Below are 24,727 nucleotides of genomic sequence, written 5' to 3'. Positions count from 1 at the left end.
TGACCGCGCCGCTCATGGCTCGCCTGCCTGGGTTGCGCGGCGGGTGGCGTCGTCCTCGGCGCCCGCGTAGCCGCTGCCTGCGGTGCGCAACGTGGCCGCTGTTTCGGTCAAGCGGCCGGCGAGCGTGGTTGCCGTGTCGGTGCGCGCGGACAGCTCGCCCGACCAGCGCCCGTGCAGCTCGCGACCGAGCTCACCCAGCCGGCCCGGCAGATCGGCGCCGAAGACGCGTGGGCCGGGATCGGCCGAGGACCACCCGCCAAGGTGGACGGCCAGGTCGTCGAGGTGCGCGGCGGTGGGGCGCAGTGGTGACATCACAGCTCCCCCATCGCCGGGTAATCGCCGAAGGTCTCGGCGCGTAGTTTGTCGCGGGCCCAGCGGGCCGCGTCGGCCGCCGCCGCGATCGTGCTGGTCAGGGACACCGAGATGTCGCGGTTGCCCCGACCCTGGAGGCTGCCCACCACGCGCACCGACGTCACCTCCCCCGCCGCGGTCACCACCACCTCGACCAGGCCGTCGGGCGAGCGGACCGTCACTTCGGTCGCCCGCACCGCCCGGTCGAACTCGGCACGCAGGGACTCGATGCGGCGGTAGCGCGTGATCGCCTCTTCGACCCAGGCTTCGTCGATCTCTCGCGGCATTCGGCTCCCTCACCGACGGTGTCGCGACCACCACCACACGTCGTCCAGGCATCGAACCGTACCGCTGTCACACCAGCAGCGAAAGCCGCCTGTGGATAACTATCGGTAAAGACCTAGCGCCAGAGGGAGAGCATCATCGCCTCGACGGCGATGCGGGGTTTGACGTTGGCCTCGATCGCCGTGCGGCATTCGAGGACCGCCTCCAGGCGGCGCAGCGCGTCGTCGGGCGACCACTTGCGCGCCGCAGCCTCGGCCAGTGGTGTCGCGTCGGTGTGCACCGGAGCGACCGGCGCCGCGAGGGTGCGGACCAGCACGTCGCGGTAGAAGCCGGCCAGGTCGACCAGCGCGCGGTCGAGCGCGTCGCGCTGCGCCCGGGTGGCCCGCGACTTCTGCCGCTTCTCCAGTTCCTTGAGCTGGCCGGCGGAGCCCCGGATCGCGCCGGACGCGCCGCGTCCGGTGCCGCCGGCCCCGAGCGCGGTCTCCAGCGCGGAGCGCTCATTGCTGTCCATGTCGGACACCGCAGATTCCGCCTCGGCCTCGGCCGCCTCGATCAGCGCCGACGCGGCGTCGAAGCACGCACCGACGCCGGTCAGCCGACGCGGCACGGCCAGCACCGCCTCGCGACGGCGGCGGGCGTCGGCGTCGCGGGCCAGCCGGCGGGCGCGGCCGACGTGGCCCTGCGCGGCCGCGGCGGCCCAGGCGGCGGTGTCGGGCTCCACGCCGTCCCGGGAGGTCAGCACCGAGGCGACCGCCAGGGCCGGGGGCTGGCGCAGGGTGATCACCCGGCAGCGGGACCGGATCGTCACGGAGATGTCGTCGGGATGCGTCGAGGGCGTGCAGAGCAGGAAGACCGTACGCGGCGGCGGCTCCTCGATCGCCTTGAGCAGCGCGTTGCCGGCCTGCTCGGTGAGCCGGTCGGCGTCCTCGATGACCACCACCTGCCAGCGGCCACCGGAAGGCGTGCTGGCCGCCCGGAGCACCAGCGCGCGCATCTCGTTGACGCCGATGGACAGCCCGTCGGGGGTGACCATCCGGACGTCGGCGTTGGTGCCGGTGAGGGTGGTGTGGCAGCCGCCGCACTGCCCGCAGCCGACCCCGGTGGCGCACTGCAGCGCCGCGGCCAGGGCCCGGGCGGCGACCGACCGGCCGGAGCCGGGCGGGCCGGTGAAGATCCACGCGTGCGTCATCGCCGATCCGGTGCCCGAGCCGTCGAGGATGGCCATCGCACCCGCCGCCGCACGGCGCAGGGTGTCGACGGCCTCCTCCTGGCCCACCAGGTCGGTGAAGACGTCAGCCACGTGGTTCCAACTCCCGATCCGTCGGCGGCACGGAGCGCTGAGCGCTCAGCGCGGACGGCTTGCCATCACCCGAGCCGGGCTCAACGTCGTTATCCGTGGCGGGTTCGCCCCGCTTCGCCGCCTCGGCTATCGAGGCTATCTCCTGCTCGGAGAGCTCCGGCTCGGTCGTAGTGTCGGGCGCCTTGGCCGGCCCGGGGTGCTCGGGGTTCGGATCGCCGAGCATCGGCGTCACCCGCTCGAACACGCTGAGCGCGATCTCGTCCGCCGGCCGGGTCGCGTCGAGGACGAGATAGCGGCGCGGGTCGCCGGCGGCCAGGTCGAGGAACGCGTAGCGGACCCGCTCGTGGAACGGCAGGGCCTCGGTTTCCAGCCGGTCGTGGGCGCCGCGGGCGGCGGCGCGGGACAGGCCGACCGCCGGCTCGATGTCGAGCAGGACCACCAGGTCGGGCTTGAGGCCGCCGGTCGCCCAGGACGAGAGCCACGACACCTCTTCGACCGGCAGCGTACGACCGGCGCCCTGGTAGGCCAGGGACGAGTCGACGTAGCGGTCGCTGACCACCACCGCACCGCGGGCCAGCGCCGGCCGCACGACGGTGGCCACGTGGTTGGCGCGGTCGGCCGCGTACAGCAGCGCCTCTGACCTTGGCGACAGCTCGCTGTCACCCTCGAGCACCATCTCCCGGATCCGGCGCCCGATCTCGGTCGCCCCGGGCTCGCGGGTGACCACGACGTCGCGACCCTCGGCCCGCAACGCCTCGGCCAGCGCGGCGACCTGGGTGGACTTGCCGCTGCCCTCGCCACCTTCGAAGACCACGAACACGCCGCGCCAGGCGGACGGCTCGGCGGGCGAGAGCGGGCGGCCACGCATCGAGCCCCATAGGTCGGCGAGCACGCCGACGCCGGGCTTGTCGTCCATCTGCTTGAAGGCGCTGATCCCGGACAGGATGCCGGCGACGCCGGCGATCAGCAGCAGCAGCCGGGTCGATGAGATGGAGACGCCCAGCGAGGCCATCTCCAACTTGCGCGAGCCGCCGACGCCGACCAACAGGCTGCTCAGCGCGATCGCGATCATCAGGACGACCCGCGTGCCGGTTTGCACGACCGCGAAGACCCGGCCGCGCACCTCGTCGGCGACCTCGATGCCGAGCAGCGTGATGCCGGCCAGGAAGGCCATGCCCGCGCCGGCGCCGACCAGGACCGCGCCGACGATCGCCATCGAGAGGTGGATCGAGGCAGCGAGGACGATCACGGACGCGGCTGCCAGCACGATGCTCATGCCGAACCAGCGGCGCCGCGAGAGGTCCTTGATGATCGCCGGACCGAGGCCGATGCCCAGCGAGAGCCCGACGAACAGGAACGCGAAGAGCAGGTAGAAGGCGGCGTCACCGGCGCTGAGCGACTGGGTGAAGAACCGGGCGGTGCCGATCACCACGCCGCCGCCGGCGAACGCGCCGAAGATGCCCAGCACGAGCCCGCGGACCAGCGGCGAGTTGCCGATGAACTTCCAGCCGTCGATGAACTGCCGCAGCATGCTGGTGTTCTCGCGGTCCGCCGGAGCGGTGCGGCCGCTGATCTCCTTGATCCCGTAGAACACCACGATCGCGGTGGCCAGCCGGGAGAACGCGTTGAACCAGAGCGCGAGTTGAGCGGGCTCGGCCCAGTCGGCCGGCTCGGTGCCGGTGATGCCGCGGACGCTGGCGTCCAGGGCCGCCAGGCCGACGGCGGCGAGCACCGGCGTCAACCCGTACGTGGTGATCAGGGTGAGCTGGTTGGAGACCTCGAGGCGGGACTTCGGGATCAGGTTGGGAACCGCGGCCTCCTTGGCCGGGATCCAGATCAGCGTGACGGCCTCGATCATGAAGGTGGCGATCGCCGCCCACCCGACGACGATCCCGCCGGAGAAGCCGAGCAGCGCGACCACCGGGATCGACGCGAACAGCACGAACCGCAGCAGGTCGCAGATGACCATCGTGTAGCGGCGGTCGAACCGGTCGGCGAGCACGCCGGCCACCGGTCCGAGCACGAGCGCGGGCAGCAGGCGCACCGCGATCACGCCACCGAACGCCAGGCCCTTCGCGGTGTCGCCGCTGACCTGGGCCGACGCGAAGATCGACGTGGCCAGCAGACCGAGCCAGTCGCCCAGGGACGCCACACCGAGGACCAACCAGAGCCGACGGAACGGGCGGATCCGCAGTACGGCGCGCAGCGCGCTGACGCCGGAAAGGTCCACCTGCTGCGAGCGGTTGGTGGTTGCCCCGCCGGAGCGGGTGGTGCCGGCCGGCGGATCTAGCTCTTCGCCGCTGACGTTCGTCTCGATGGCCGTACCTCCGCGTCCGGCCCATCGCTGGGCTCGCCCCGACCACACTTTAGCGGCGCGGACGACCTCGCCCACCCCGACATTCCCCTGACCCTAGCTGCCCCGATGTCCCCTTAAGGGCCCCTTAGTACGCGAGGGTGTTTCGCATTGCATCGACACCCGCTACGGTGCAGATGTGCCCGGTAAACCCACCGAAACCTCCCAAAGGGAAAACCTCGACAAGGCGACCGCGGAACTCGATCCGCCGTTCGCCGTCGTCGACCTCGCCGCCTTCGACGCCAACGCGGATGCGCTGGTAGAGCGGGCCGGCGGGAAGCCGCTGCGGGTCGCCAGCAAGTCGGTGCGCTGCCCCGATCTGCTCACCCGGGTGCTGCGCCGCCCCGGTTGGCAGGGCGTGCTGGCGTACACCCTCGCCGAGGCCAACTGGCTCGTCCGCTCCGGCGTTACGGACGACGCCGTCGTCGCCTATCCGACCGCGGACCGGGCCGCCCTGCGTGACCTGGCTCACGACGATCGACTGCGGGCCGGCGTCACTCTGATGGTGGACAGTGCCGAACAGCTCGACGTCATCGCGGCGGCGACGGACAACGCCGAGATCCGGCTGTGCATCGACCTCGACGCCTCCTACCGGCTCGCCGGCGGCCGGGTGCACCTCGGCGTGTTCCGCTCGCCGGTGCGCGAGCCGGGCCAGGCCCGCACGCTCGCCGAGACGATCGCCAAGCGCCCGGGATTCCGGTTGGTCGGCATCATGTCGTACGAGGCGCAGATCGCCGGTCTGGGCGACGCGCCACCCGGCCGGCGCGCCCGCGGACTCGCTATCCGGGCCATCCAGCGCCGCTCCTACCGGGAGTTGCTGGCCCGGCGCGGTGCCGCGGTCGACGCCGTGCGCGCCGTCGCGGACCTCGAGTTCGTCAACGGCGGTGGCACCGGCAGCGTGCGCCTCACGGGCGCCGACCCCTCGGTCACCGAGATCACCGCCGGCTCGGGCCTTTATGGACCGACCCTGTTCGACGCGTACACCGCCTGGCGCCCGACCCCGGCCGCGTTCTTCGCCCAGTCGGTCGTCCGCCGGCCCGGTCCGGGCCTCGTCACCGTGCTGGGTGGTGGCTGGATCGCGTCCGGCCCGACCGAGCCGAGCCGGCAGCCGACACCGTGGCTGCCGGCCGGGCTGAAGATGATCGGCACCGAGGGCGCCGGCGAGGTGCAGACGCCCCTGCGCGGCGCGGCCGCCGACGAGCTGCGGGTCGGCGACCGGGTCTGGTTCCGCCACGCGAAGGCCGGCGAGCTCTGCGAGCACGTCAACGAGCTGCACCTGGTCGAGGACGGCGCCGTAACGGCGACGGCCCGCACCTACCGCGGTGCGGGCCACGCCTTCCTCTGAACGAACTACACCGAGACGTGCCGGTGCAGGTATTCGCGGATCAAGGCCTTGGCCTCCGCGAGCACCTGCTCGTCGCCGTCGGTGCGGCGACGGAACGCCAGCTTGATCAGCGCGTCGGCCGCCTCGACGGCGATCTCCAGCGCGAACCGCAGGCGTGGCTCGTCGGCCACGTGGAACTGCTCGACGAGCAGTCGGGCGAGCTGCTCGGCGATGACCGCGTTGTTGTCGCGCTCCTCGTCGAGCAGGTGCACGTCGACGACGTCGCCGAAGTGCAGGGTCCGGAAGCCGGGCACGGTGCGGTGCATCTCGATGTACTCGTCGATGCCCGCGTCGACGCCTTCCCACCAGTCGGCGAACGTGCCGCCGCCGAAGCGGTTGGCCAACCGCTCCAGATAGGCCTCCATGTTGCGCAGCGTCAGTGCCTGCACGATGGCCCGCTTGTCTGGGAAGAACTGATACACGGAGCCGATCGCCACTTCGGCGCGCTCGGCGAGCAATGTGGTCGTCAGGCCCTCGTAGCCGACCTCGTCGACGATCTCGGCGCACGCATCAAGCATCCGCTGAACGCGGGCCACGCTGCGGCCCTGCACCGGCACCCGGCGCAGGGGGCCCGTGGTGACGGCTGATGTCGTCATGCCTCACCACTTCCTTCCTCTTTCGGCCCCGCCGCGCGGGGGGAACGTTACTCGGCTCAACGAGCAACCCGGATGAGAGGTATTCAGCAGAAGGGCGGTATTTGCAGGGAGTACGCGTGCCACGCTCTTACGCGCGGAACCAAACACTGATATGAAGGCTATTCATATTATGGAGGGCGCCGTGACCGCGAGTCGAGCAGCCGCGACCAGCGTGCCGCATTGGCGCAACTGGGCGGGCAACCAGCGGGCGACGGCGCGCGATTCGCGTCCCGCCGGACTCGACGAGCTCGCCGCGATCGTCACCGAGGCCGCTGCCGCCGGGGAGCGGGTCAAGCCGGTCGGATCGGGACACTCGTTCACCGACATCGCCGTCACCGACGGCGTCCGCATCGACCTGTCCGCGCTGCCCGGCCGAGTCGACGTCGACCGGGAGCTCCGACGGGTGACCGTGCCGGCCGGCATGACGCTGGCGACGCTGAACGCGTTGCTCACCACCCACGGCCTGGCGCTGCCCAACCTGGGCGACATCGACGCGCAGACGATCGCGGGCGCCATCTCCACCGGAACGCACGGCACCGGCGCGGCGTACGGCTGCCTGTCCACCTTCGTCGCCGGCCTGACCCTGGTGACCGGCACCGGCGAAGTGCTGCACTGCGACGAGCGGACCAACCCCGAGGTGTTCAGCGCCGCCCGGGTCGGCCTCGGCGCGCTCGGCGTGCTCACCGAGGTGACCCTCCAGTGCGCCCCGGCGTTCACCTTGCGGGCGCACGAGCGGCCCGGCCGCGTGGCCGACGTGCTGACCGACTGGCCGGCGCTGGTCGCCGACAACGACCACTGCGACCTCTACTGGTTCCCGTACACCGACCGGGTCCAGGTCAAGACGAACAACCGGGTGCCCACCGACGACCGCCCGTTGCCGGGCTGGCGCGGCTGGCTCGACGACGACTTCCTCGCCAACACCGTGTTCGCGGCCGCCTGCCGCCTGGGCCGCGCGGTGCCGGCCACGGTCGCCCCGATCAACGCGGTGTCGGCGCGGGCGCTCACCGAGCGGGTCTACACCGGACGGTCCGACACGGTCTTCTGCACGCCGCGCCGGGTCCGGTTCACCGAGATGGAGTACGGCCTGCCCCGCGACGCGTTCCCGACGATGCTCGGCGAGCTGCCCAGGATCATCGACCGGCTGCCGTTCAAGGTGCAGTTCCCGGTCGAGGTGCGGTTCACCGCCGCCGACGACATCCCGCTCTCGCACGGCTACGGGCGGGACTCGGTCTACGTCGCCGTGCACCAGTTCGTCGGCGCACCGTACGAGCCGTACTTCCGGGCCGTCGAGGCCCTCGCTCGCGAGCTCGGCGGCCGCCCCCACTGGGGCAAGCTGCACTACCGGGACGCCGAGTCGCTGCGCCCGGTCTACCCCCGCTTCGACGACTTCGTCGCGTTGCGCGACCGGCTCGACCCGCACCGGGTCTTCGCCAACGCGTACACCGAGCGCGTCCTCGGGAGTTAGACAGCGAGGACGTCGGCGACGACGACGGTGACGTTGTCGTAAGTGCCCGCCGCCAGCGCGAGCGCGACGAGCTCCTTGGCGCACGCGTCCAGGTCGCGAATCTCCCGCAGGGTCCTCCCGATGACGACGTCCTCCACGTAGTCGGACAGACCGTCGCTGCACAGCAGCAACCGGTCACCGGCCTCCACCGGCAGCAGCGCGGTCGCCGGGCGATAGGTCTCGCCCTGTACGGCCTGCGTGATCAACGACCGGCGCGGGTGCCCCCGGGCCTCCTCGGCGGTCAGCGAGCCCCGGTCGACCAGGAGCTGGACAAACGTGTCGTCGCGGGTCAGCCGCACCATCTCGGTGGCGCCGGCGGCGAGCAGATAGCCCCGCGAGTCACCGACGTGCAACAGCCCGAGCTGGTCGCCGTGCAACAGGCCGGCGGTCACGGTGGTGCCGGCGCCCTGCCCCTCGGCGGCGATCTGGGCGTTGGCCCGCGCGACCGCGTCCTCCAGCGCCGCGGCCGGGTCGATGCTGTCGACGTCTTCCAGGCCACCCAGCGTCGAGATGACGATCTCGCTGGCCATCTCACCGGCCGGCATGCCGCCGACGCCGTCAGCGATCACCACCAGACGACGACCGGCGAACGCGGCGTCCTCGTTGTTGGGCCGGGCCGGGCCGACGTCAGTCACGGTCACGGCCTGCAAGATCAAGCGGGGCATGGTTACGAGCATCTCAAACCCGTCGATCGCAGTCTCTACGCAGTATTTCGTAGGGTGTGTGCGTGATGCCGGTGACGCTGGTCGGTCGGACGCGGGAACGCGCCGAGCTGGCTGCCGCCTGGGCCGCGACGGCCGGCGGTGCCACCGGCCCGCAGGTCGCGGTGTTGACCGGCGACCCGGGCACCGGCAAGAGCGCCCTGGTCGCGACCGCGCTGGCGGCTCTCGACCCGGCTCCGGTGACGGTGCTGCACGGTCAGGCCCGGATCCACTCCCCGGCGCCCTACGACTGGCTGGCCGCCGTGCTCAGCGGCCGCGACACCCGTGGCCTGCCCGCGCCGGCGCCCGCGCTGGCCTGGCTCGCCCAGCACGACGCCGCCCCGGTCGAACGGTTCGCGCCCGGTGCCCTGCTCCGGGTCGCCAGCCGAGTGGTGCGCGCGCTGGCCGGCTCCGGCCCGGCCGTCCTCCTGGTCGAAGACCTGCACGCCCTCGACCCCGCCAGCCTCAACCTGGTCGGTGACCTGGCCGCCGCACCCGGCCTGCCGGCCCTGCTGCTGGTGACCAGCCGGCCGAGCGCCGACCCGCTGGTCGCCCGGACGCTGGCCCGGCTCACCGGGACACCCGGGCGGTTCGCCAGCACCTCGGGCCGCTCCGGCCCGCCGACGTCGCCGCGGTGCTGGCCCAGGTCTACCCGGGGCGCGAGATCACCCCCGGGGCGGCGCAGGAGGTGTGGGACCGCACCGCCGGCAACGCCTACCGGCTGACCGAGCTGATCGCCACCACGGCGGCCGACGAAGTGACCGCGCTGTTGCGGGAGCCCGCCGGCGCCCCCGATCTCACCGCCCGCGAGGTGGAGGTGCTGGTCTGCCTGCGCGACGGGATGGCCAACAAGCAGATCGCCCGGGCGCTGGGCATCTCCGTGCGTACCGTCACCGTGCACGTCTCCAACCTGCTGCGCAAGACCGGCACGGCCTCCCGGACCGAGGCGGCGCTCTGGGCGGTCCGCCACAGCCATCGAACTCCCTCGTTGACCCCGCGTAGCCAGCCGTAAACAGTAGGGATTCGTCAAGGGTCGCGATCCATTGACCCTCGCCTACGCAGTCGGCAGGCTCCACATTGGTGCTCTTCGAAGGGGAGGAGCCCCTTGTCATGAGCGAGGGGGATGGATGAGATCGAGACGATGGCTGGCGGCGTTGACCGCTGCCACGCTGGTCACCGCGTTTGTCGCGGTGTCGCCGGCTCGGGCGGCGGAGCCCAACGCGGCTGACCGCCTCGAGGTGTATGTCGGGACGGTGACGCCGGCCCAGCTCGACGAGCTACGTCAAGCGGGCGTCGACGCCGGCGAGGCGACCGTCGGAGCCGATGGCGCCAACACCAAGGTCGAGACCGTGCTCAGCAAGCGCGAGGCCGACCGGCTCGCCGACCAGGGCGTGAAACTGGCGGTCAAGAAGATCCGCGGCAAGGCGGCTTCGCAGGTGCTGCGCGAGCAGGCGGCCGCCGGCTGGGAGGCCTTCCGGCCGTACAACGCGCCGGGCGGCATCCGTGACGAGATCGTCGCCACCGCCGCGCGCTACCCGAAGCTCACCGAGGTGGTCAACTACGGGCGCTCCACCCAGGGCAAGCAGCTCACCGCGGTCCGGGTGACGAAGAACGCCAAGAACGTACGCGACGGCTCCCGCCCCGCGACGCTCTATGTCGGCGCTCAGCACGCCCGCGAGTGGATCACCGTCGAGATGACCCGGCGGCTGCTGCATTACGTGCTCGACAACTACGGCAAAGACCCGGTGATCACCAACCTGGTCGACAAGACCGAGCTTTGGTTCGTGCCGGTCGTCAACCCCGACGGCTACGACCACACCTTCACCCCCGACAACCGGCTGTGGCGCAAGAACCTGCGCGACAACGACGGTGACGGCCAGATCACCTCCGTCGACGGCGTCGACCTGAACCGCAACTTCGGTTACAAGTGGGGCTACGACAACGAGGGCTCGTCGCCGCAGATCACGAGCGACACCTACCGCGGGCCGGCTCCCGACTCCGAGCCGGAGACCAAGGGCCTGCACTCGCTCTACAGCAAGATCCGGCCCGAGTTCTTCATCAACTACCACTCGGCCGCCCAGCTCCTGCTCTACGGCGTCGGCTGGCAGGTCAGCACCCCGGCGCCGGACGACGTCATCTCGATCGCGATGGCCGGCGACGACGACCACCCCGCAGTGCCCGGCTACGACCCGGACATCTCGGCCGAGCTCTACACCACCAACGGTGACGCGGACTCGGGCCTGTCGGCCCGCTGGGGCGGCCTGGGCTTCACGCCGGAGATGAGCACCTGCACGGCGGCGTCCAACTCGGTGCCCGACGACGAGTGGCTCGCCGAAGACTGCGTCAGCGACTTCATCTTCCCGGACGACGAGGGCCTGATCCAGGCCGAGTTCGAGAAGAACATCCCGTTCGCGATCGCGACCGGGCGCTCGGCGCTCGACCCGGACGACCCGATCTCGGTCGTCGGCCGCACCACCGCGGACTTCGTCATCGACTCGTTCGACCTCTCCTACGGCACCAAGCAGCCGGTCGCGGTGACCGCCCGCCGGGCGCTCAAGGACGTCAAGCTGAACTACAAGATCAACGGCGGTCGGGCGCGCACCGAGGGCGTCCGTGAGTGGCGCGGTGGCGAGCGCTACGGCCACGAGGGCAAGGACTACTACGCCGAGCTGCGCGGCACCGTGAGCGGCGCCAAGAAGGGCGACTCGGTCGAGGTGTGGTTCACCGGCCGCAAGTCCGGCAAGGGCACGGTGGCCAGCGACCACTTCACCTACACGGTGTCGCAGGACATCGGCGGCGACGTGCTGGTGCTGGCGGCCGAGGACGTGACGGGCCTCAGCCCGGTGCAGGCCGGCAACACCACGGCCAAGTACGCCGACGAGATGGTGGCCTCGCTGACCGCGGCCGGCCGCAGCAGTGACGTCTACGACTTCGACGTGCGCGGCCGCAAGGCACCCCACCCGCTGGGCGTGCTGTCGCACTACAAGGCCGTCGTGTGGGAGACCGGCGACGACATCATCCCGCGGTCGCAGGGTCAGGTCGGCGGGACCGCGGCGAAGTCGGCGTTGGACACCGAGTTGGCGGTCCGGGACTACGTCAACGAGGGCGGCAAGATCTTCATCACCGGCAAGTACGCGATGTACGCGCAGGGGATCAACGGCTCCTACTACTACGAGCCGGACTTCCCGAGCCAGCCCGAGTGCGCGAGCCCGAGCGACCCGCCGTGCCTGCCGCTGTTCAACGATTTCCAGCAATATTACCTGGGTGCGTACGCGTACATCGACGGATCGGGTTCCGACGACGAAGGCAACCCGCAGCCGCTCAGCGGCAGCAAGGGGCGCTTCACCGGCTTCACCGGCACCCTCAACGCACCGGGCTCGGCGCTGAACCAGGACCACACCGCGTCGTTCCTGGCCACGTCGAGCGTCCTGCCGGAGGCCGACTTCCCGTGGTTCGGTCCCAGCTCGGCCCCGGTCGGTTGGGTCCGCCCGGGTGCGCCGCCGTTCGACCCGTACGAGGGCGACTACTACGCCTTCAGCGGGCGCGGTGACGAGGCCTTCAAGCGGCTGAGCCGCACGGTCGACCTGGCCGGTGCGTCCAGCGGCGAGTTGCGCTTCCAGACCTCGTACGACATCGAGACGAACTGGGACTTCCTGTTCGTCGAGGCGCGCGAGGTGGGCACGGAGAACTGGACGACCTTGGTCGACGCCAACGGCAAGACCGGCGACGACCCGGGTGACAGTTGCATCGCCAACTCGCCGGGTCGGCTGCACCCGCAGCTCAACCACTACGTCACGTACCAGGGCGCCGACCAGCCGTGTCTGGCCAGCGGCACGACCGGCAGTTGGCACGCGGCCACCGGCTCGTCCGGCGGCTGGAAGGAGTGGGTGACCGACCTGACCCCGTACGCGGGCAAGCAGGTCGAGCTGTCCATCACCTACATGACGGACTGGGGCACCGAGGGTCTGGGCGTGTTCGTCGACGACGTCCGCGTCACCCGCGATGGTCAGCCGCTCGCGTCGACCGGTTTCGAGACCGACCTCGGCGGCTTCACGGTTCCCGGCCCTCCGCCGGGTTCCGGACCGAACGTCACCGACTGGACCCGGACCCAGCTCGGGTTCGAGGAAGGCGCCGTGATCGCGACCCGGGACAGCCTCTACTCCGGGTTCGGCTTCGAGGGCCTGGCGCCCACGGAGCGCAACGACCTGGTCAAGCGGGCCATGCGTCACCTGCTCGGCTGAGTTGATTTGGAAGGGCCCCCTCTTCGGAGGGGGCCCTTCTTCATGCTCCGCGCTGGTCGAGCATCACCCGGACGACCCGGGTGACCAGGTCCCACGGGATCGGCTCCCTCCAGCGGAACTGGAGGGCGTCCTTGGCTCCCCGGTACGGCGCCACGGCCCGCTCGAAGTCGTCGTCGGCGCGGGGTGCCGGGTAGAGCGAGACGAACTTCTTCCAGGCCGCGAAGTAGACCAGCACCTTGCCGTCGACGGTCACCGCCGGAATGTTGTACGAGATCTTCTCGCCCGCGTCCGGCAGCGCGTCCAGGATCGTCGTGCGCACCCGTTGGGTGAGCTCCTGCTGGTCGGCGGGGAGTGCGGCGATGTAGTCGTCGACGCTCGCGAACTTGGCGGCCATAACCGTCAGGATGCCGCAGCGCCGGCGATCAGAACACGAAAACCTGCCGGTCCTCGACCGGCAGGTAGCCGATCTTCGTGTAGATCGAGTTGCTCGTCGGGTTGGCCAGATCGGTGAAGAGCACCACCTCGTGCGGGTGTGCCGACGCGCTCACAGCGGCCGTGACCGCGGAGCCGTAGCCGTTGCCACGATGCGCCCGGGGCGTATAGACCGGACCGACCCGCACGACGCCACCTGAGGGCCGCCGCTTCCCGGCCAGCGCAACGGGGGTGCCGTCGACCTCCCAGAGGCCGTAGGCGCCGTCTCGCACGCCGGCGTCGGCCGTCTCAGCGGCCGACGTGAGCGGCTCGTGGAGTTCCTCGCCGCACGCGGTCAGCCAATCGGCCAGCAGATCACGATCGGCCGCGCCGGCCACCCGCGCCTGACCTTTCACCACCGGCGGGACGAGCTGCCCCAGCCGGTAAAGGCGAGACCGGATGCCGGGGCTGGCGGTGGCGCCGGTGCGGCGGCACCAGGTGTCGGCGAACGCGCGGGCCACCGCGTCGGTGGAGTTGACGCCCGGCACGTCGTCGAGGCTCTCGGCCAGCTCGATCGCGGCGGCAACGGTCGCCGGCCCACCGAGCAGCACGGGCCGCGGCGGCGTCCAGACGAACGCACTGCCGTCGGGGTGCCAGCCGAAGACCGGCCGGGTGCCGCCGACGGCTCCCGGGCCGACGTCGGCCACCTTCGCCGAGATGGTCAGCAACAGCGTGTTCTCGACCGGTCGAGCGAGCAGAGCGGCGCCGGCCGCGGCCTGGAACTCACCGACTTCCGACGTGGTGGACCACATCGGACAAAGGCTAGTCGGTCGTCTTCTTCGCCGCACTCGCCTTCTTCGGCGCCGCCTTCTTGGCCGCGGTCGTCTTCTTGGCGGCCGTGGCCTTCTTCGCGGTGGTCTTCTTCGCCGCCGTCTTCTTGGCCGTGGTCGCCTTCGCCGTGGTCGACTTGGTCGACTTGGTGGCCGCCTTCTTCGCCGCCTTCTTGCGCGGCGCCGGGCCCTTGGACCGCTTCTCGGCGAGCATCTCGGACGCCTGCTCGATGGACAGCGACTCCGGTGTCTGGCCGCGGCGCAGCGACGCGTTGACCTCGCCGTCGGTCACGTACGGCCCGAACCGGCCATCCTTGATCACCAGCGGCAGCTCGGTCAGCGGGTCGGGGCCCATCTCCCGCAGCGGCGGAGCGGCCGCCCGGCGCTGCCTGGCCTTCGGCGCCGCGAGCAGCGTCTTGGCCTCGTCGAGGGTGACCGTGAAGAGCTTCTCCTCGGACTCCAGCGAGCGGAACTCGTCGCCCTTCTTCACGTACGGCCCGTAGCGGCCGTTGGCGGCCAGGATCTCGGCGCCGTCGTCGTCCTTGCCCACGACCCGGGGCAGGGAGAGCAGCCGCAGCGCCTCCTCCAGCGAGAGCCCGTCCGGGGTGTGCGACTTGAGCAGCGACGACTTGCGCTCACCGCTCGACACGTAAGGCCCGTAGCGGCCGGACTTGAGCACGATGTCTTCGCCGGTCTCCGGGTGGGTGCCCAGCGAGCGCTCGCCGCCGCCGCCGAGGAACAGCTCGTCGACCTTCTCCGGAGTGAGCTCGTCGGGCGCGATGCCCTCCGGGATCGACGCCCGGTCCTCGTGGTCGCCGCCACCGCCGTCGCCGTTCTCGCTGTGGCCGTTGGCCGCCGCGTGGTCGGCGCCGCGCTGCAGGTAAGGGCCGTAGCGGCCGACCCGGACGACGATCTCGCGCCCCTGGTCGTCGCGGAACAGCGGGATCGAGTTGACGCTGCGTGCGTCGATCTCGCTGAGGTTGTCGGTGACCAGTCGCTTGAGCCCGCCCGAGGCGGCGATCGTGCCGTCGGCGGAGACGTCGCTGCCGAAGTAGAACGAGGTCAGGAAGGTGGCCGCGGCCATGTCGCCGCCGGCGATCTCGTCGAGCTCGTTCTCCATCGCGGCGGTGAAGTTGTAGTCGACCAGCCGGGGGTAGTGCCCCTCCAGCAGGCCGATCACCGCGAACGCGAGGAACGACGGGATCAGCGCCTGACCGCGCTTGACGACATATCCCCGGTCCTGGATGGTCGCCATGATCGACGCGTACGTCGACGGCCGGCCGATGCCCAGCTCTTCGAGCTGCTTGACCAGCGACGCCTCGGTGTAGCGGGACGGCGGCTGGGTGGTGTGGCCCAGCGCCTCGAGCTGGTCGGCGGTCAGCGGCTGGTCCTTGACCAGGTTGGGCAGCCGGCGCTCGGCGTCTTCGGCCTCGGCGGACTCGTCGTCGGAGGACTCGACGTAGGCGCGCAGGAAGCCCGGGTCGGTGATCGTCTTGCCGGTCGCGCCGAAGTCGGCCTCTTCACCGGTCGACGAGACGGCCCGAATCCGGATCGACACGGACATGCCGACCGCGTCGGTCATCTGCGAGGCGATCGTGCGCCGCCAGATCAGCTCGTAGAGCTTGAACTCCTCGGCGGAGAGCTCCTTGGCGACCTCGCCGGGCGTGCGGAAGTGGTCGCCCGCCGGACGGATGGCCTCGTGCGCCTCCTGGGCGTTCTTCACCTTGCCGGTGTAGCGACGCGGCTCCGGCGGGACGCTGCCCTGGCCGTAGAGCTCGGCGATCTGCCGACGGGCGGCCGCGATCGCGGTCTCCGACAGGTTGACCGAGTCCGTACGCATATAGGTGATGTAGCCGTTTTCGTAGAGCCGCTGCGCCGTGCGCATCGTCTGCTGCGACGAGAAGCGCATCTTGCGCGCCGCCTCCTGCTGCAGCGTCGAGGTGATGAACGGCGCGTACGGCCGACGCCGGTACGGCTTCTCCTCGACCCGCGTGACCTTGAACGGCCGACCGTCGAGCCGGGCGGCCAACCCTCGGGCGCCATCGGCGTCGAGGTGGACCACCGCGGCGCCCGGCCGCACCTGACCCGTCGTGGGCTCGAAGTCCTTGCCGGTGGCGATCCGGTCACCGCCGAGCGCGACCAGGGTCGCGGTGAAGGTGCGCGGGCCCTCTTTGGCGGCGGCCGCGTCGACCGCGAGGGTCGCCTGGATGTCCCAGTAGTTCGCGGTGCGGAACGCCATCCGCTGGCGCTCACGCTCGACCACGATGCGGGTCGCGACCGACTGCACGCGGCCGGCGGAGAGCCGCGGCATGACCTTCTTCCAGAGGACCGGCGACACCTCGTAGCCGTAGAGCCGGTCGAGGATCCGCCGGGCCTCCTGCGCGTCGACCAGGTCGCGGTCGATGTCGCGGGGGTTGGCCACGGCGGCCTGGATCGCCTGCCGGGTGATCTCGTGGAAGACCATCCGCTTGACCGGGACCTTGGGCTTGAGGGTCTCGACCAGGTGCCAGGCGATCGCCTCGCCCTCGCGGTCCTCATCCGTCGCGAGGAAGACCTCGTCGACCTCCTTGGCCAACTTGGTCAGCTTGGTGATCTGCTGCTTGCGGTCGGCGGAGACGACGTAGAGCGCCGCGAACCCGTTGTCGACATCGACGCCGAGGCGGGCCCAGGGTAGGTCCTTGTATTTGGCGGGGACGTCCGCGGCGTTGCGCGGCAGGTCACGGATGTGGCCCAGGCTGGCCTCCACCACGTAGCCCGGGCCGAGATAGCCCGAGATCGTCTTTGCCTTCGCCGGTGACTCGACGATGACAAGACGGGTGCTCCTGGCGTTGCTCGGCACTGCACTCCCTCACATGTTCGTGGATGTCCAAGGTAACGCGCGGCACGGCAGCGAGGTCGCGATACTCCAGGCGAGCCGGCCAACGGCGCAGCGTGACGCCGGACGGCGACACCGTACACCCAGGTAGAAGGGTGACGGGTGCCACCGCACCGGAACCGGTGTCGATCGAACAGCTGAACAACACGTTCACCCAGGCCAGCATTCCCCTGGTGCGGGTAGTGGACGATCTCCGACAAGCTCCGCCAACCGGGCCAGTCGGCGTCGACCGGTCACCCGGTAGGCGGGCCCACCGGCACGCGGGCCGAGCAGCGCCGCGGGCAGACCCAGGGCGGCCAGCGCGGCGCCGACCTGGTCCCACTGCCCCTCGTCGTTGGCACCCAATCGCAGGGCAAATCCGGATTCATCCGGCGCACCAGACGCGGCCACCCAAAGCCGAAGTCTTAGCCCATCCAGGAAGAAACCCGGCGGAGGGCGCTTGACCGCGCCACGCAGCCACGCGACCCCGAGTCCGGCCAGTGCCGTGGAGTAAGAGGTGCGCACGCCCAGGTGACCCTCGACCTCGGTCGGGGACCAGGTCGGTGCCAGTCCGCGCCGGGTGAGCTCGGCGACCAGCACGTGCACCCGCCAGGCGGCGTCGACCACCACCGAGACCCGGGCCGTGCCGCCCATCCGCACCACCTGTCCCGGGCCGGCGAGCAGGCCCGCGAGATCTCCCGGCGTCGGTTCGCGGGCCTCGACGCCGAACAGCGAAAGCTGCCGCGGCGTCAGCGACACTCCGGTACCTCGTCGAAGGCGCGTGCCAACTCCGGCGAGTTGAGCTTGCTGGTGTCCAGCGCGCTGGCGTCGTACTCCTTGTTGAGGGTCTCGACGGCCGCACCCACGCCGTCGTAGAACGCCTGGTCGGCGTCGAGGCCCTCGATCGACTTCTTGGCCTTGCCGTAGGCATCCCGCACGCCGGCCAGCGAGCCGACGAAGCCGTCGACGATCGCCGAACCCTCGTCCACGTCGGGCACTCCCGCCTGCTCGACCAGTTGCCGAGCGGTCTCGCTGGCCTGCTCGGCCCCGCCGAGCAACCGGACCAGGTTTTCTTTCGCCTGCGCCGGAGTGGTCTTGGCCGTCATCTGCTGCTGGGTGCCCGACGAGAGGCTGTCGATCTCGTCTCGCCACGGGCTCAGCGCCTCGCACACGTCCGCCGCCCAGATCCGCGGCGCGGACCGGTCTCCACCGCAGCCGGCGAGCGCCAGCACGACCAACACGGCGGACAGGACTGCGCGGGGGGTACGCATGTCGAGCAGCATAGAAGCAACGGCCCCCGCCCGACGCGCCTGCGTCGACCGGGGGCCGTTACTGCGTTGCGGCCGGATCAGACGTTCACGCGCTCCTCTTCGGAAGCGTCCGTGCCCTCATCCGCTTTTCCCGAATCGGCCTCCGAAATGGCGATCGGCTTGCGCTTGCTGAACAGCACCGCGCCGACGATCACCGCGACCGCGATGACCGTGATGCCGATCCGCAGGCCGGTGTTCGCGTCGTCGCCGACGCTGAACGTGATGACCGCCGGGGCGATCAGCAGGGCGACCAGGTTCATCACCTTGAGCAGCGGGTTGATGGCCGGGCCGGCGGTGTCCTTGAACGGGTCACCGACGGTGTCACCGATGATGGTGGCTTCGTGGGCCTGGGAGCCCTTGCCGCCGTAGTGACCGTCCTCGACCAGCTTCTTCGCGTTGTCCCAGGCGCCACCGGAGTTGGCCAGGAAGACCGCCATCAGCGTGCCCGCACCGATCGCACCGGCCAGGTAGCAGGCCAGCGCGCCGGCACCGAGGCCGAAGCCGACGGCGATCGGCGCCAGGATCGCCAGCAGACCCGGAGTGATCAGCTCGCGCTGCGCGTCCCGGGTGCAGATGTCGACGACCTTGCCGTACTCGGGCCGCTGCGTGCCGTCCATGATGCCCGGGAACTCCCGGAACTGGCGGCGCACCTCGACCACGACCGCACCGGCCGACCGGGCCACCGCGTTGATGGCGAGACCCGAGAAGAGGAACACCACCGCGGCGCCGACGATCAGGCCGACCAGGTTCCGCGGGTTGCTGATGTTCAGCAGGTTGAGGATGTAGTTGTCGACGTCGGCCACGCCCGCGTCAGCGAGCGAGGACGCCAGCGAGCTGGTGTACGAGCCGAACAGCGCGGTCGCGGCGAGGACGGCCGTAGCGATCGCGATGCCCTTGGTGATGGCCTTCGTGGTGTTGCCGACGGCATCGAGCTCGGTCAGCGTCTTCGCGCCGGCCTCGTCGATGTCGCCGGACATCTCCGCGATGCCCTGCGCGTTGTCGGAGATCGGGCCGAACGTGTCCATCGCGACGATGACGCCGACGGTGGTCAGCAGGCCGATGCCGGCGAGCGCGACCGCGAACAGCGACAGGGTCAGCGAACCGCCACCGAGCAGGAACGCGCCGAACACGCCGGCGCCGATCAGCAGCGCCGAGTAGACGGCCGACTCGAGGCCGACGCTGATGCCGGCGAGCACGACGGTGGCCGCACCGGTCTGCGAGCTCTTGCCGATGTCCTGCACCGGACGCCGCTCGACCTCGGTGAAGTAGCCGGTCAGCGCCTGGATGGCGGCGGCCAGCACGATGCCGATGACGACCGCGCCGATGGCGACCCAGCGGGGGTCGCGGGTGATCTCGGCGACCGACGGGTCGACGCCCTCGAACTCGGCGAACGACGGCTTGAGGTAGAACCAGGAGACCACCGCGACCGCGACCGCGGAGATGGCGGCCGAGATGTAGAACGCGCGGTTGATCGCCTGCAGGCCGTTGCGGTCACTCGCCCGCAGCCGGGTGATGAAGACACCGATGATCGCGATGATCACGCCGATCGCGGAGACGATCAGCGGGAAGACCAGGCCGTCCTGGCCGAACGCGGCCCGGCCCAGGATCAGAGCGGCTACCAGGGTCACGGCGTACGACTCGAACAGGTCGGCCGCCATGCCGGCGCAGTCACCGACGTTGTCACCGACGTTGTCGGCGATGGTCGCGGCGTTACGCGGGTCGTCTTCCGGGATGCCCTGCTCGACCTTGCCGACGAGGTCGGCGCCGACGTCGGCGGCCTTGGTGAAGATGCCGCCGCCGACCCGCATGAACATCGCGAGCAGCGCGGCGCCGAAGCCGAAGCCCTCCAGCACGGTGGGCGCGTCGCCCTTGTAGAGCAGCACGACGAGGGTCGCACCGACCAGGCCGAGGCCGACGGTGAGGAAGCCGACGACGCCGCCGGTGCGGAACGCGATCTGCATCGCCTTCTCACGACCGCCGGTGGCTTCCCGAGCCGCCGCAGCCACCCGCAGGTTGGCGCGGGTCGCCAGCGCCATGCCGGCACCGCCGATGAACGCGCTGAACACGGCACCGACGACGAAGAACGCCGACCGGCCGATCTTGACCAGCGTCTCGTTGTCGGTCGCGCCGTGCACCGGCAGGACAAAGAGCAGAACCACCGCGATCACTACGAAGATCGCAAGCGTCCTGAACTGGCGGCGCAGGTAGGCGGACGCGCCCTCTTGGACGGCCCCCGCGATCTCCTGCATTTTTTCAGTGCCCTGACCAGTCGCCAGAACCGTGCGCCGCAAGGCGGCCGCGAAGCCAAGCGCCACAAGGGCGATGGCCAGAGCCACGATTACGTACGAGAAGTTCGCGCTGGAAAGGGACAGCCCGCCGCCCTCGGCGGCCAAGGTCCCGGACCCGGACATCTATGTCCTCCAATAACCGACCAACGCGTCCCGCCGGAGGACTAGCCCGGCGTGGGACGTCTCCAGGTGGAGAGCAAGAACGCACCTGACCGGACGGATGGCGAGGTCAGGGCGCTAGCTGATAACCCGCGTACTCTAGCCGTACACAGTGTCGTCATTCACATCGGCGCGGGGTTGTCGCGCACAAAACGTGATCTCTGCTAGCGCGCGACGGGCCAAACCATCCGGACTTCGGTGCCGATGCCTTCGTCGACGGGACGCACCTGGAGATCTTCGACCAATCCCGCGAGCAGGGCGAATCCGACACCAACGGTGAGTGCCTCGTCGGTCAGCGACGTGTTGGCCAACTCTTCCGGCGGCAGCACCGCGATGCCGAGGCCCGCCTCGATCGGCGCGCGGTCGATGACGCGCACGACGTAGTTGCCGCCGTCGGACATCTCGACCTGCACCAGGTTCGCCAGGCCGTACTGCCGGTGCAGCGCGACCGCCCGGGTGCACGCCTCGCCGATCGCGATGCGTACCTCGTCGAGCAGTTCCTCCGCGACGCCGGCGCGGCGGGCCACCGCCACGCCGACCAGGCGGGCGGTCCGGACGTGCGCCGGAGCCGGAGAAAAAGAAAGACGAACAGTCGCCATCACGCGGCCGGACCGGCCTCGGTTGCCGCGTCGACGGTCGCGAACAAGGGGAAGACCTGGTCGAGCGCGGTAATCCGGAAGATCTTCAGCAACGGTTCCTTGTCGCACACGAGGCTGAGGCCGCCGCCCGCGGCGCGCAGCCGCTTGAGCGCGCCGACCAGCACACCGAGCCCGGTGGAGTCGAGAAAGTCGACCCGGCCGAGGTCGACGACGATCTGCGTGGCGCCGGCGTCGATCAACTCGATCAGCCGTTCACGCAGGCGCGGAGCCGTGTAGACATCGACCTCGCCGCCGACCTCCAGCACGGTGTGCTCGCCCTGGGTCCGGGTCGAGAGCGACAGCTCCATCGAACGCCTCCCGCGGTCCAATTTGTGTTCGACCGAACAGTTCGGTCGAACCCGATCTAACCATCGACACGCTGTGTACGCAGCCACGACCTGCCCCGCCGTCGACTGATCAGTACATCAGTGCGAGAGTGCTGGGATGACCACCGCGGCTGGGGCGCCGGCTTCCCTGCTTGCCGGCCTGCTCAGCCGGCCTCCGGTCACCCACGTCGAAGAGGTCGCCGCCCGGGTCGGCGATCCGGTTCCGTGGCCGTCGTGGGTCCCTCCTTTGGTGGTCTCCGCGTACGCGGCGCGCGGAGTGTCGGCGCCGTGGCGGCACCAGGCCGCCGCGGCTTCGCTGGCTTTCGAGGGACGGCACGTGGTCGTCGCGACCGGCACGGCGTCGGGCAAGTCGCTGGCGTACCAGTTGCCGGCCCTGTCGCGGTTGGTCCTCGACCCGCGGGCCACCGCTCTTTATCTCGCGCCGACCAAGGCCCTGGCCGCGGACCAGTTACGCTCCGTGGCCGCTCTCTCGGTCGAGGGTGTACGCCCGGCGTCGTACGACGGCGACACGCCCAGAGCGGAACGAGAGTGGATCCGCCAGCACTCGCGTTTCGTCCTGACAAATCCAGATATGTTGCACCGAAGCATCCTGCCGGGGCATGCCGCCTGGGGCACTTTCCTCCGCCGGCTGTCGTTCGTCGTCGTCGACGAGTGCCACACCTATCGCGGGGTGTTCGGGTCACACGTCGCGCACGTGCTGCGGCGGTTGCGACGGGCGGCGGCGCGCTACGGGCGTACCCCCGTCTTCGTCCTGGCCTCCGCCACGGCCGGCGACCCGGAGACGGCGGCCGCCCGGCTGACCGGCCTGCGGATCGAGGCCGTCACCGAAGACGCGTCCCCGCGCGGTGGTGTGACGTTCGCGCTGTGGGAGCCACCCCTGGAGACGTCGGCCTCCTCGGCGACCCCGGTCCGGCGGTCCGCGGTCCGCGAGACCGCGTCGCTGTTGACCGACGCGGTGACCGCCGGGGTGCGCACTGTTGCCTTCGTCCGCTCCCGCCGCGGCGCCGAGACGGTGGCGACGGTGGCGCGGCGCTCGCTGGAAGAGGTCTCCCCCGAGCTGGCCGGCCGGGTCGCCGCCTATCGGGCCGGCTACCTGCGCGAGGAGCGGCGGTCGCTGGAAGAAGGTCTGCTGTCCGGCTCGCTGCTCGGCCTCGCGTCCACCAACGCGTTGGAGCTGGGTGTCGACCTGGTCGGCCTCGACGCGGTGCTGATCTGCGGCTACCCCGGCACCCGCGCGTCGCTGTGGCAGCAGGCGGGCCGCGCGGGCCGAGCGGGCGACGACGCGCTGGCGGTGCTGGTAGCCCGCGACGACCCGCTGGACACCTACCTCGTGCACCACCCGGAAGCCCTGTTCGGCCAGGCGGTCGAGGCGACGGTGCTGGACCCGTCGAACCCGTACGTCCTGGGTCCACAGCTCTGCTGCGCGGCCGCCGAGGGCCCGCTGACCCAGGCGGACCTCTCGCTGTTCGGCCCCGCCGCCCTGCCGGTGTTGGAAGAGCTGGTCGCCGCCGGCCTGCTACGCCGCCGCCCGTCGGGTTGGTACTGGCGCCCCTACAAACGCCCCGACGTCGACCTGCGCGGCAGCGGCGGCCAGCCGATCTGCATCGTCGAGTCGTCAACCGGCCGCCTGCTCGGCATGACAGACGCGTCGTCGTCGCACTTCATGCTCCACGAGGGCGCGGTGTACGTGCACCAGGGCGCGTCCTACATCGTCGACTCACTGGATTTCGAAGACGGTTGCGCGCTGGTCCACGCGGACGAGCCGGACTACTCCACCCACGCCCGCGACGTGACCACGCTTTCCGTGGCCGGCGTCGGCTCGTCGGTGACCGCCGGCCCGGTCGCCATGCATCTGGGCGAGGTCGACGTGACCAGCCAGGTGGTGTCGTACCAGCGCCGGCGCCACGGCTCCGGCGAGGTCATCGACACCCGGCCGCTGGATCTGCCGCCCCGCGAGCTGCGTACGGTCGCCGTCTGGTTCACGGTGTCTCCGGACTCGCTGGCCTCCCACGGGGTAGCCGAAGCCGACATACCTGGGGCGTTGCACGCCGCCGAACACGCGGCCATCGGTCTGTTGCCATTGGTCGCCACGTGCGACCGCTGGGACATCGGTGGCATCTCCACCGCGAACCACCCGGACACGGGCCTACCCACGGTCTTCGTCTACGACGGCCACCCGGGCGGCGCCGGCTTCGCCGAACGAGCCTTCGCCGCCGCGTCGTCCTGGCTCCAGGCGACCCGGGACGTGATCGCGGAATGCGCTTGCGAGGCTGGGTGCCCGTCGTGCGTTCAGTCGCCGAAATGCGGCAACGGCAACAACCCCCTGGCCAAACCCGAGGCCGTCAAGCTCCTCGACGTAGTCCTAGCCAACCTGGCCACCGCGACGACGGTGACGCACGGAGGAGCTGGTCCGACTGACGTGGCGCCGCCGGCCTCGGTCGGAGTCTCCGTCGGTGCGGCGTCCGAGGGCTCGACTTCGTCGGTCGCGGACCCAGCTCCTGCGCACGACGTGGCCGCGGAGACCGACGCCAGCGCGGTGCACGTTGCGGGCGCGCTGGCCGACGCCAGCCAGTCGGACGGCGTACGGCCCGCGGCAGACGCTGACGGCGCGACTGATGTGGCGGGCGCCGTGGTTGTGCCGGCCGTCTCACGTGGGCGGGTCGCGCCGAGGCGCAAGCGGGCGACAGCCAAGGCAGTCGGCGGCACCACCGACCCTGTGGCCGGAGGCGAGCCGGCGGCCGACTCGACGGCCGGGGCTGCGATCGCGCGGGTTCCACGGAGGCGGACGAAGCTCGCACCCACCGACGCCACCGCCGGAGGCCAACCGCAGGCCGACGTGGCGGCCGGGGTTGCTGCCGCGCGGGTACCGCAGGCCCGGGCCAAGTTGGCTGCGACGAAGCAGCCTGTCGCCGACGGACACCACGCGGCGCCGCCGGCGGCCAAGCGTCGCCGGGCGAGCGGCGCGCACTCCGCCGTACCCGCGAGCCGAGCGGACGGCTCGACCAGCGACGAGCAGACGCAGGACGGGGTCGCCGCCCCGACCCGACCGGCCCTGGCACAGCGGTCAGCGGAAGACGCCGCGGCCTGACCACTTAAGCCGGCCCGGTTTCCCGTTGGGCGATGGTCGGTGATGATG

Annotated in this window: 19 protein-coding genes and 1 pseudogene; 6 read left to right on the top strand and 14 right to left on the bottom strand. The window is 71.0% G+C overall.

What is annotated here, in order from left to right; translation table 11 throughout:
• Positions 1 to 12: 12 nt before the first annotated feature.
• The 4 genes from BLV39_RS03575 to tmk form a co-directional block, all read right to left on the bottom strand.
• On the bottom strand, positions 13 to 312 hold the full coding sequence (locus tag BLV39_RS03575) for a hypothetical protein (RefSeq protein ID WP_090787110.1): 300 nt from the start codon (positions 310 to 312) through the stop codon (positions 13 to 15).
• Positions 312 to 638 (bottom strand): YbaB/EbfC family nucleoid-associated protein, encoded by a 327-nt coding sequence (locus tag BLV39_RS03570; protein WP_090787107.1) that lies wholly within the window; start codon positions 636 to 638, stop codon positions 312 to 314. The genes BLV39_RS03575 and BLV39_RS03570 overlap by 1 nt, the downstream gene beginning before the upstream one ends.
• Positions 639 to 751: 113 nt before the next feature.
• Complete coding sequence (locus tag BLV39_RS03565; RefSeq protein WP_090787104.1) at positions 752 to 1,936, bottom strand: DNA polymerase III subunit delta'; 1,185 nt, start codon at positions 1,934 to 1,936, stop codon at positions 752 to 754.
• Positions 1,929 to 4,142 (bottom strand): dTMP kinase, encoded by a 2,214-nt coding sequence (gene tmk / locus BLV39_RS03560; protein WP_373315332.1) that lies wholly within the window; start codon positions 4,140 to 4,142, stop codon positions 1,929 to 1,931. Before tmk ends, BLV39_RS03565 begins: the two co-directional genes overlap by 8 nt.
• Positions 4,143 to 4,428: 286 nt before the next feature.
• Here tmk and BLV39_RS03555 point away from each other — a divergent pair, with 286 nt between their 5' ends.
• Positions 4,429 to 5,634, top strand: coding sequence for an amino acid deaminase/aldolase (locus BLV39_RS03555; protein WP_090787101.1), 1,206 nt, complete (start codon positions 4,429 to 4,431; stop codon positions 5,632 to 5,634).
• Between the two features lie 5 nt (positions 5,635 to 5,639).
• On the opposite strand, the gene BLV39_RS03550 is transcribed toward BLV39_RS03555, so the two are convergent.
• Positions 5,640 to 6,269, bottom strand: a complete 630-nt coding sequence (locus tag BLV39_RS03550; protein WP_090787098.1) for a TetR/AcrR family transcriptional regulator — start codon at positions 6,267 to 6,269, stop codon at positions 5,640 to 5,642.
• 181 nt (positions 6,270 to 6,450) lie between these two features.
• Between BLV39_RS03550 and BLV39_RS03545 the strand changes: the two genes are divergently transcribed.
• Positions 6,451 to 7,773 carry a D-arabinono-1,4-lactone oxidase gene (locus BLV39_RS03545; RefSeq protein ID WP_239083692.1) on the top strand — a complete coding sequence of 441 codons (1,323 nt, stop codon included), beginning with the start codon at positions 6,451 to 6,453 and terminating at the stop codon, positions 7,771 to 7,773.
• Here the strand turns inward: BLV39_RS03545 and BLV39_RS03540 are convergent.
• Positions 7,770 to 8,453 (bottom strand): PP2C family protein-serine/threonine phosphatase, encoded by a 684-nt coding sequence (locus BLV39_RS03540; RefSeq protein ID WP_308442691.1) that lies wholly within the window; start codon positions 8,451 to 8,453, stop codon positions 7,770 to 7,772. The two genes, BLV39_RS03545 and BLV39_RS03540, sit on opposite strands and share 4 nt — an antisense overlap.
• Before the next feature lie 89 nt (positions 8,454 to 8,542).
• Between BLV39_RS03540 and BLV39_RS03535 the strand changes: the two genes are divergently transcribed.
• The 3 genes from BLV39_RS03535 (at position 8,543) to BLV39_RS03530 (ending at position 12,754) form a co-directional block, all read left to right on the top strand.
• Positions 8,543 to 9,238, top strand: a complete 696-nt coding sequence (locus BLV39_RS03535; protein WP_239083706.1) for an ATP-binding protein — start codon at positions 8,543 to 8,545, stop codon at positions 9,236 to 9,238.
• On the top strand, positions 9,202 to 9,525 hold the full coding sequence (locus BLV39_RS43955; RefSeq protein ID WP_239083691.1) for a response regulator transcription factor: 324 nt from the start codon (positions 9,202 to 9,204) through the stop codon (positions 9,523 to 9,525). The genes BLV39_RS03535 and BLV39_RS43955 overlap by 37 nt, the downstream gene beginning before the upstream one ends.
• A gap of 115 nt (positions 9,526 to 9,640) precedes the next feature.
• A complete protein-coding gene (locus BLV39_RS03530) occupies positions 9,641 to 12,754 on the top strand; it encodes a M14 family metallopeptidase (RefSeq protein WP_090787092.1) in 3,114 nt (1,037 codons plus the stop codon).
• A 40-nt stretch (positions 12,755 to 12,794) separates the two neighbouring features.
• On the opposite strand, the gene BLV39_RS03525 is transcribed toward BLV39_RS03530, so the two are convergent.
• The 8 genes from BLV39_RS03525 to BLV39_RS03490 all read right to left on the bottom strand — a co-directional run bounded on the left by BLV39_RS03525 (position 12,795) and on the right by BLV39_RS03490 (position 21,552).
• On the bottom strand, positions 12,795 to 13,148 hold the full coding sequence (locus BLV39_RS03525; protein ID WP_090787089.1) for an iron chaperone: 354 nt from the start codon (positions 13,146 to 13,148) through the stop codon (positions 12,795 to 12,797).
• 28 nt (positions 13,149 to 13,176) lie between these two features.
• Positions 13,177 to 13,977, bottom strand: a complete 801-nt coding sequence (locus BLV39_RS03520; protein WP_090787086.1) for a GNAT family N-acetyltransferase — start codon at positions 13,975 to 13,977, stop codon at positions 13,177 to 13,179.
• Positions 13,978 to 13,987: 10 nt separating this feature from the next.
• Positions 13,988 to 16,834, bottom strand: a complete 2,847-nt coding sequence (gene topA, locus BLV39_RS03515) for a type I DNA topoisomerase (protein WP_090787083.1) — start codon at positions 16,832 to 16,834, stop codon at positions 13,988 to 13,990.
• Between the two features lie 186 nt (positions 16,835 to 17,020).
• Positions 17,021 to 17,608 (bottom strand): hypothetical protein, encoded by a 588-nt coding sequence (locus BLV39_RS03510; protein WP_090787081.1) that lies wholly within the window; start codon positions 17,606 to 17,608, stop codon positions 17,021 to 17,023.
• Positions 17,599 to 18,120 (bottom strand): hypothetical protein, encoded by a 522-nt coding sequence (locus tag BLV39_RS03505; protein WP_090791089.1) that lies wholly within the window; start codon positions 18,118 to 18,120, stop codon positions 17,599 to 17,601. The genes BLV39_RS03510 and BLV39_RS03505 overlap by 10 nt, the downstream gene beginning before the upstream one ends.
• A gap of 77 nt (positions 18,121 to 18,197) precedes the next feature.
• Entirely contained in the window at positions 18,198 to 20,570 is a 2,373-nt protein-coding gene (locus tag BLV39_RS03500) for a sodium-translocating pyrophosphatase (RefSeq protein ID WP_090787078.1), read from the bottom strand.
• 200 nt (positions 20,571 to 20,770) lie between these two features.
• Positions 20,771 to 21,208: an ATP-binding protein gene (locus BLV39_RS03495; protein ID WP_090787075.1), complete on the bottom strand. Its 438-nt coding sequence runs from the start codon at positions 21,206 to 21,208 to the stop codon at positions 20,771 to 20,773.
• The gene (locus BLV39_RS03490) at positions 21,205 to 21,552 is read right to left on the bottom strand and encodes an STAS domain-containing protein (protein WP_090787072.1); all 348 of its coding nucleotides are present in this window, start codon (positions 21,550 to 21,552) and stop codon (positions 21,205 to 21,207) included. Before BLV39_RS03490 ends, BLV39_RS03495 begins: the two co-directional genes overlap by 4 nt.
• A 136-nt stretch (positions 21,553 to 21,688) precedes the next feature.
• On the opposite strand from BLV39_RS03490, the pseudogene BLV39_RS03485 reads away from it, so the two are divergent.
• A pseudogene (locus BLV39_RS03485) lies at positions 21,689 to 23,965 on the top strand (DEAD/DEAH box helicase); the annotation flags it as partial.
• Positions 23,966 to 24,727 lie beyond the last annotated feature (762 nt).

The sequence above is a fragment of the Asanoa ishikariensis genome, assembly GCF_900107455.1.
Classification (GTDB): domain Bacteria; phylum Actinomycetota; class Actinomycetes; order Mycobacteriales; family Micromonosporaceae; genus Asanoa; species Asanoa ishikariensis.
Note: the sequence above shows the minus strand (reverse complement) of the source record. Positions and strands in the feature narration are given on the sequence as shown.

Coding starts and splice junctions, on each gene's coding strand:
- BLV39_RS03490 (WP_090787072.1), bottom strand. CDS start 21,552: ATGGAGCTGTCGCTCTCGACCCGGACCCAGGGCGAGCACACCGTGCTG.
- BLV39_RS03520 (WP_090787086.1), bottom strand. CDS start 13,977: ATGTGGTCCACCACGTCGGAAGTCGGTGAGTTCCAGGCCGCGGCCGGC.
- BLV39_RS03550 (WP_090787098.1), bottom strand. CDS start 6,269: ATGACGACATCAGCCGTCACCACGGGCCCCCTGCGCCGGGTGCCGGTG.
- BLV39_RS03525 (WP_090787089.1), bottom strand. CDS start 13,148: ATGGCCGCCAAGTTCGCGAGCGTCGACGACTACATCGCCGCACTCCCC.
- BLV39_RS03575 (WP_090787110.1), bottom strand. CDS start 312: ATGTCACCACTGCGCCCCACCGCCGCGCACCTCGACGACCTGGCCGTC.
- BLV39_RS03535 (WP_239083706.1), top strand. CDS start 8,543: ATGCCGGTGACGCTGGTCGGTCGGACGCGGGAACGCGCCGAGCTGGCT.
- BLV39_RS03530 (WP_090787092.1), top strand. CDS start 9,641: ATGAGATCGAGACGATGGCTGGCGGCGTTGACCGCTGCCACGCTGGTC.
- BLV39_RS03570 (WP_090787107.1), bottom strand. CDS start 638: ATGCCGCGAGAGATCGACGAAGCCTGGGTCGAAGAGGCGATCACGCGC.
- BLV39_RS03505 (WP_090791089.1), bottom strand. CDS start 18,120: ATGCGTACCCCCCGCGCAGTCCTGTCCGCCGTGTTGGTCGTGCTGGCG.
- BLV39_RS03500 (WP_090787078.1), bottom strand. CDS start 20,570: ATGTCCGGGTCCGGGACCTTGGCCGCCGAGGGCGGCGGGCTGTCCCTT.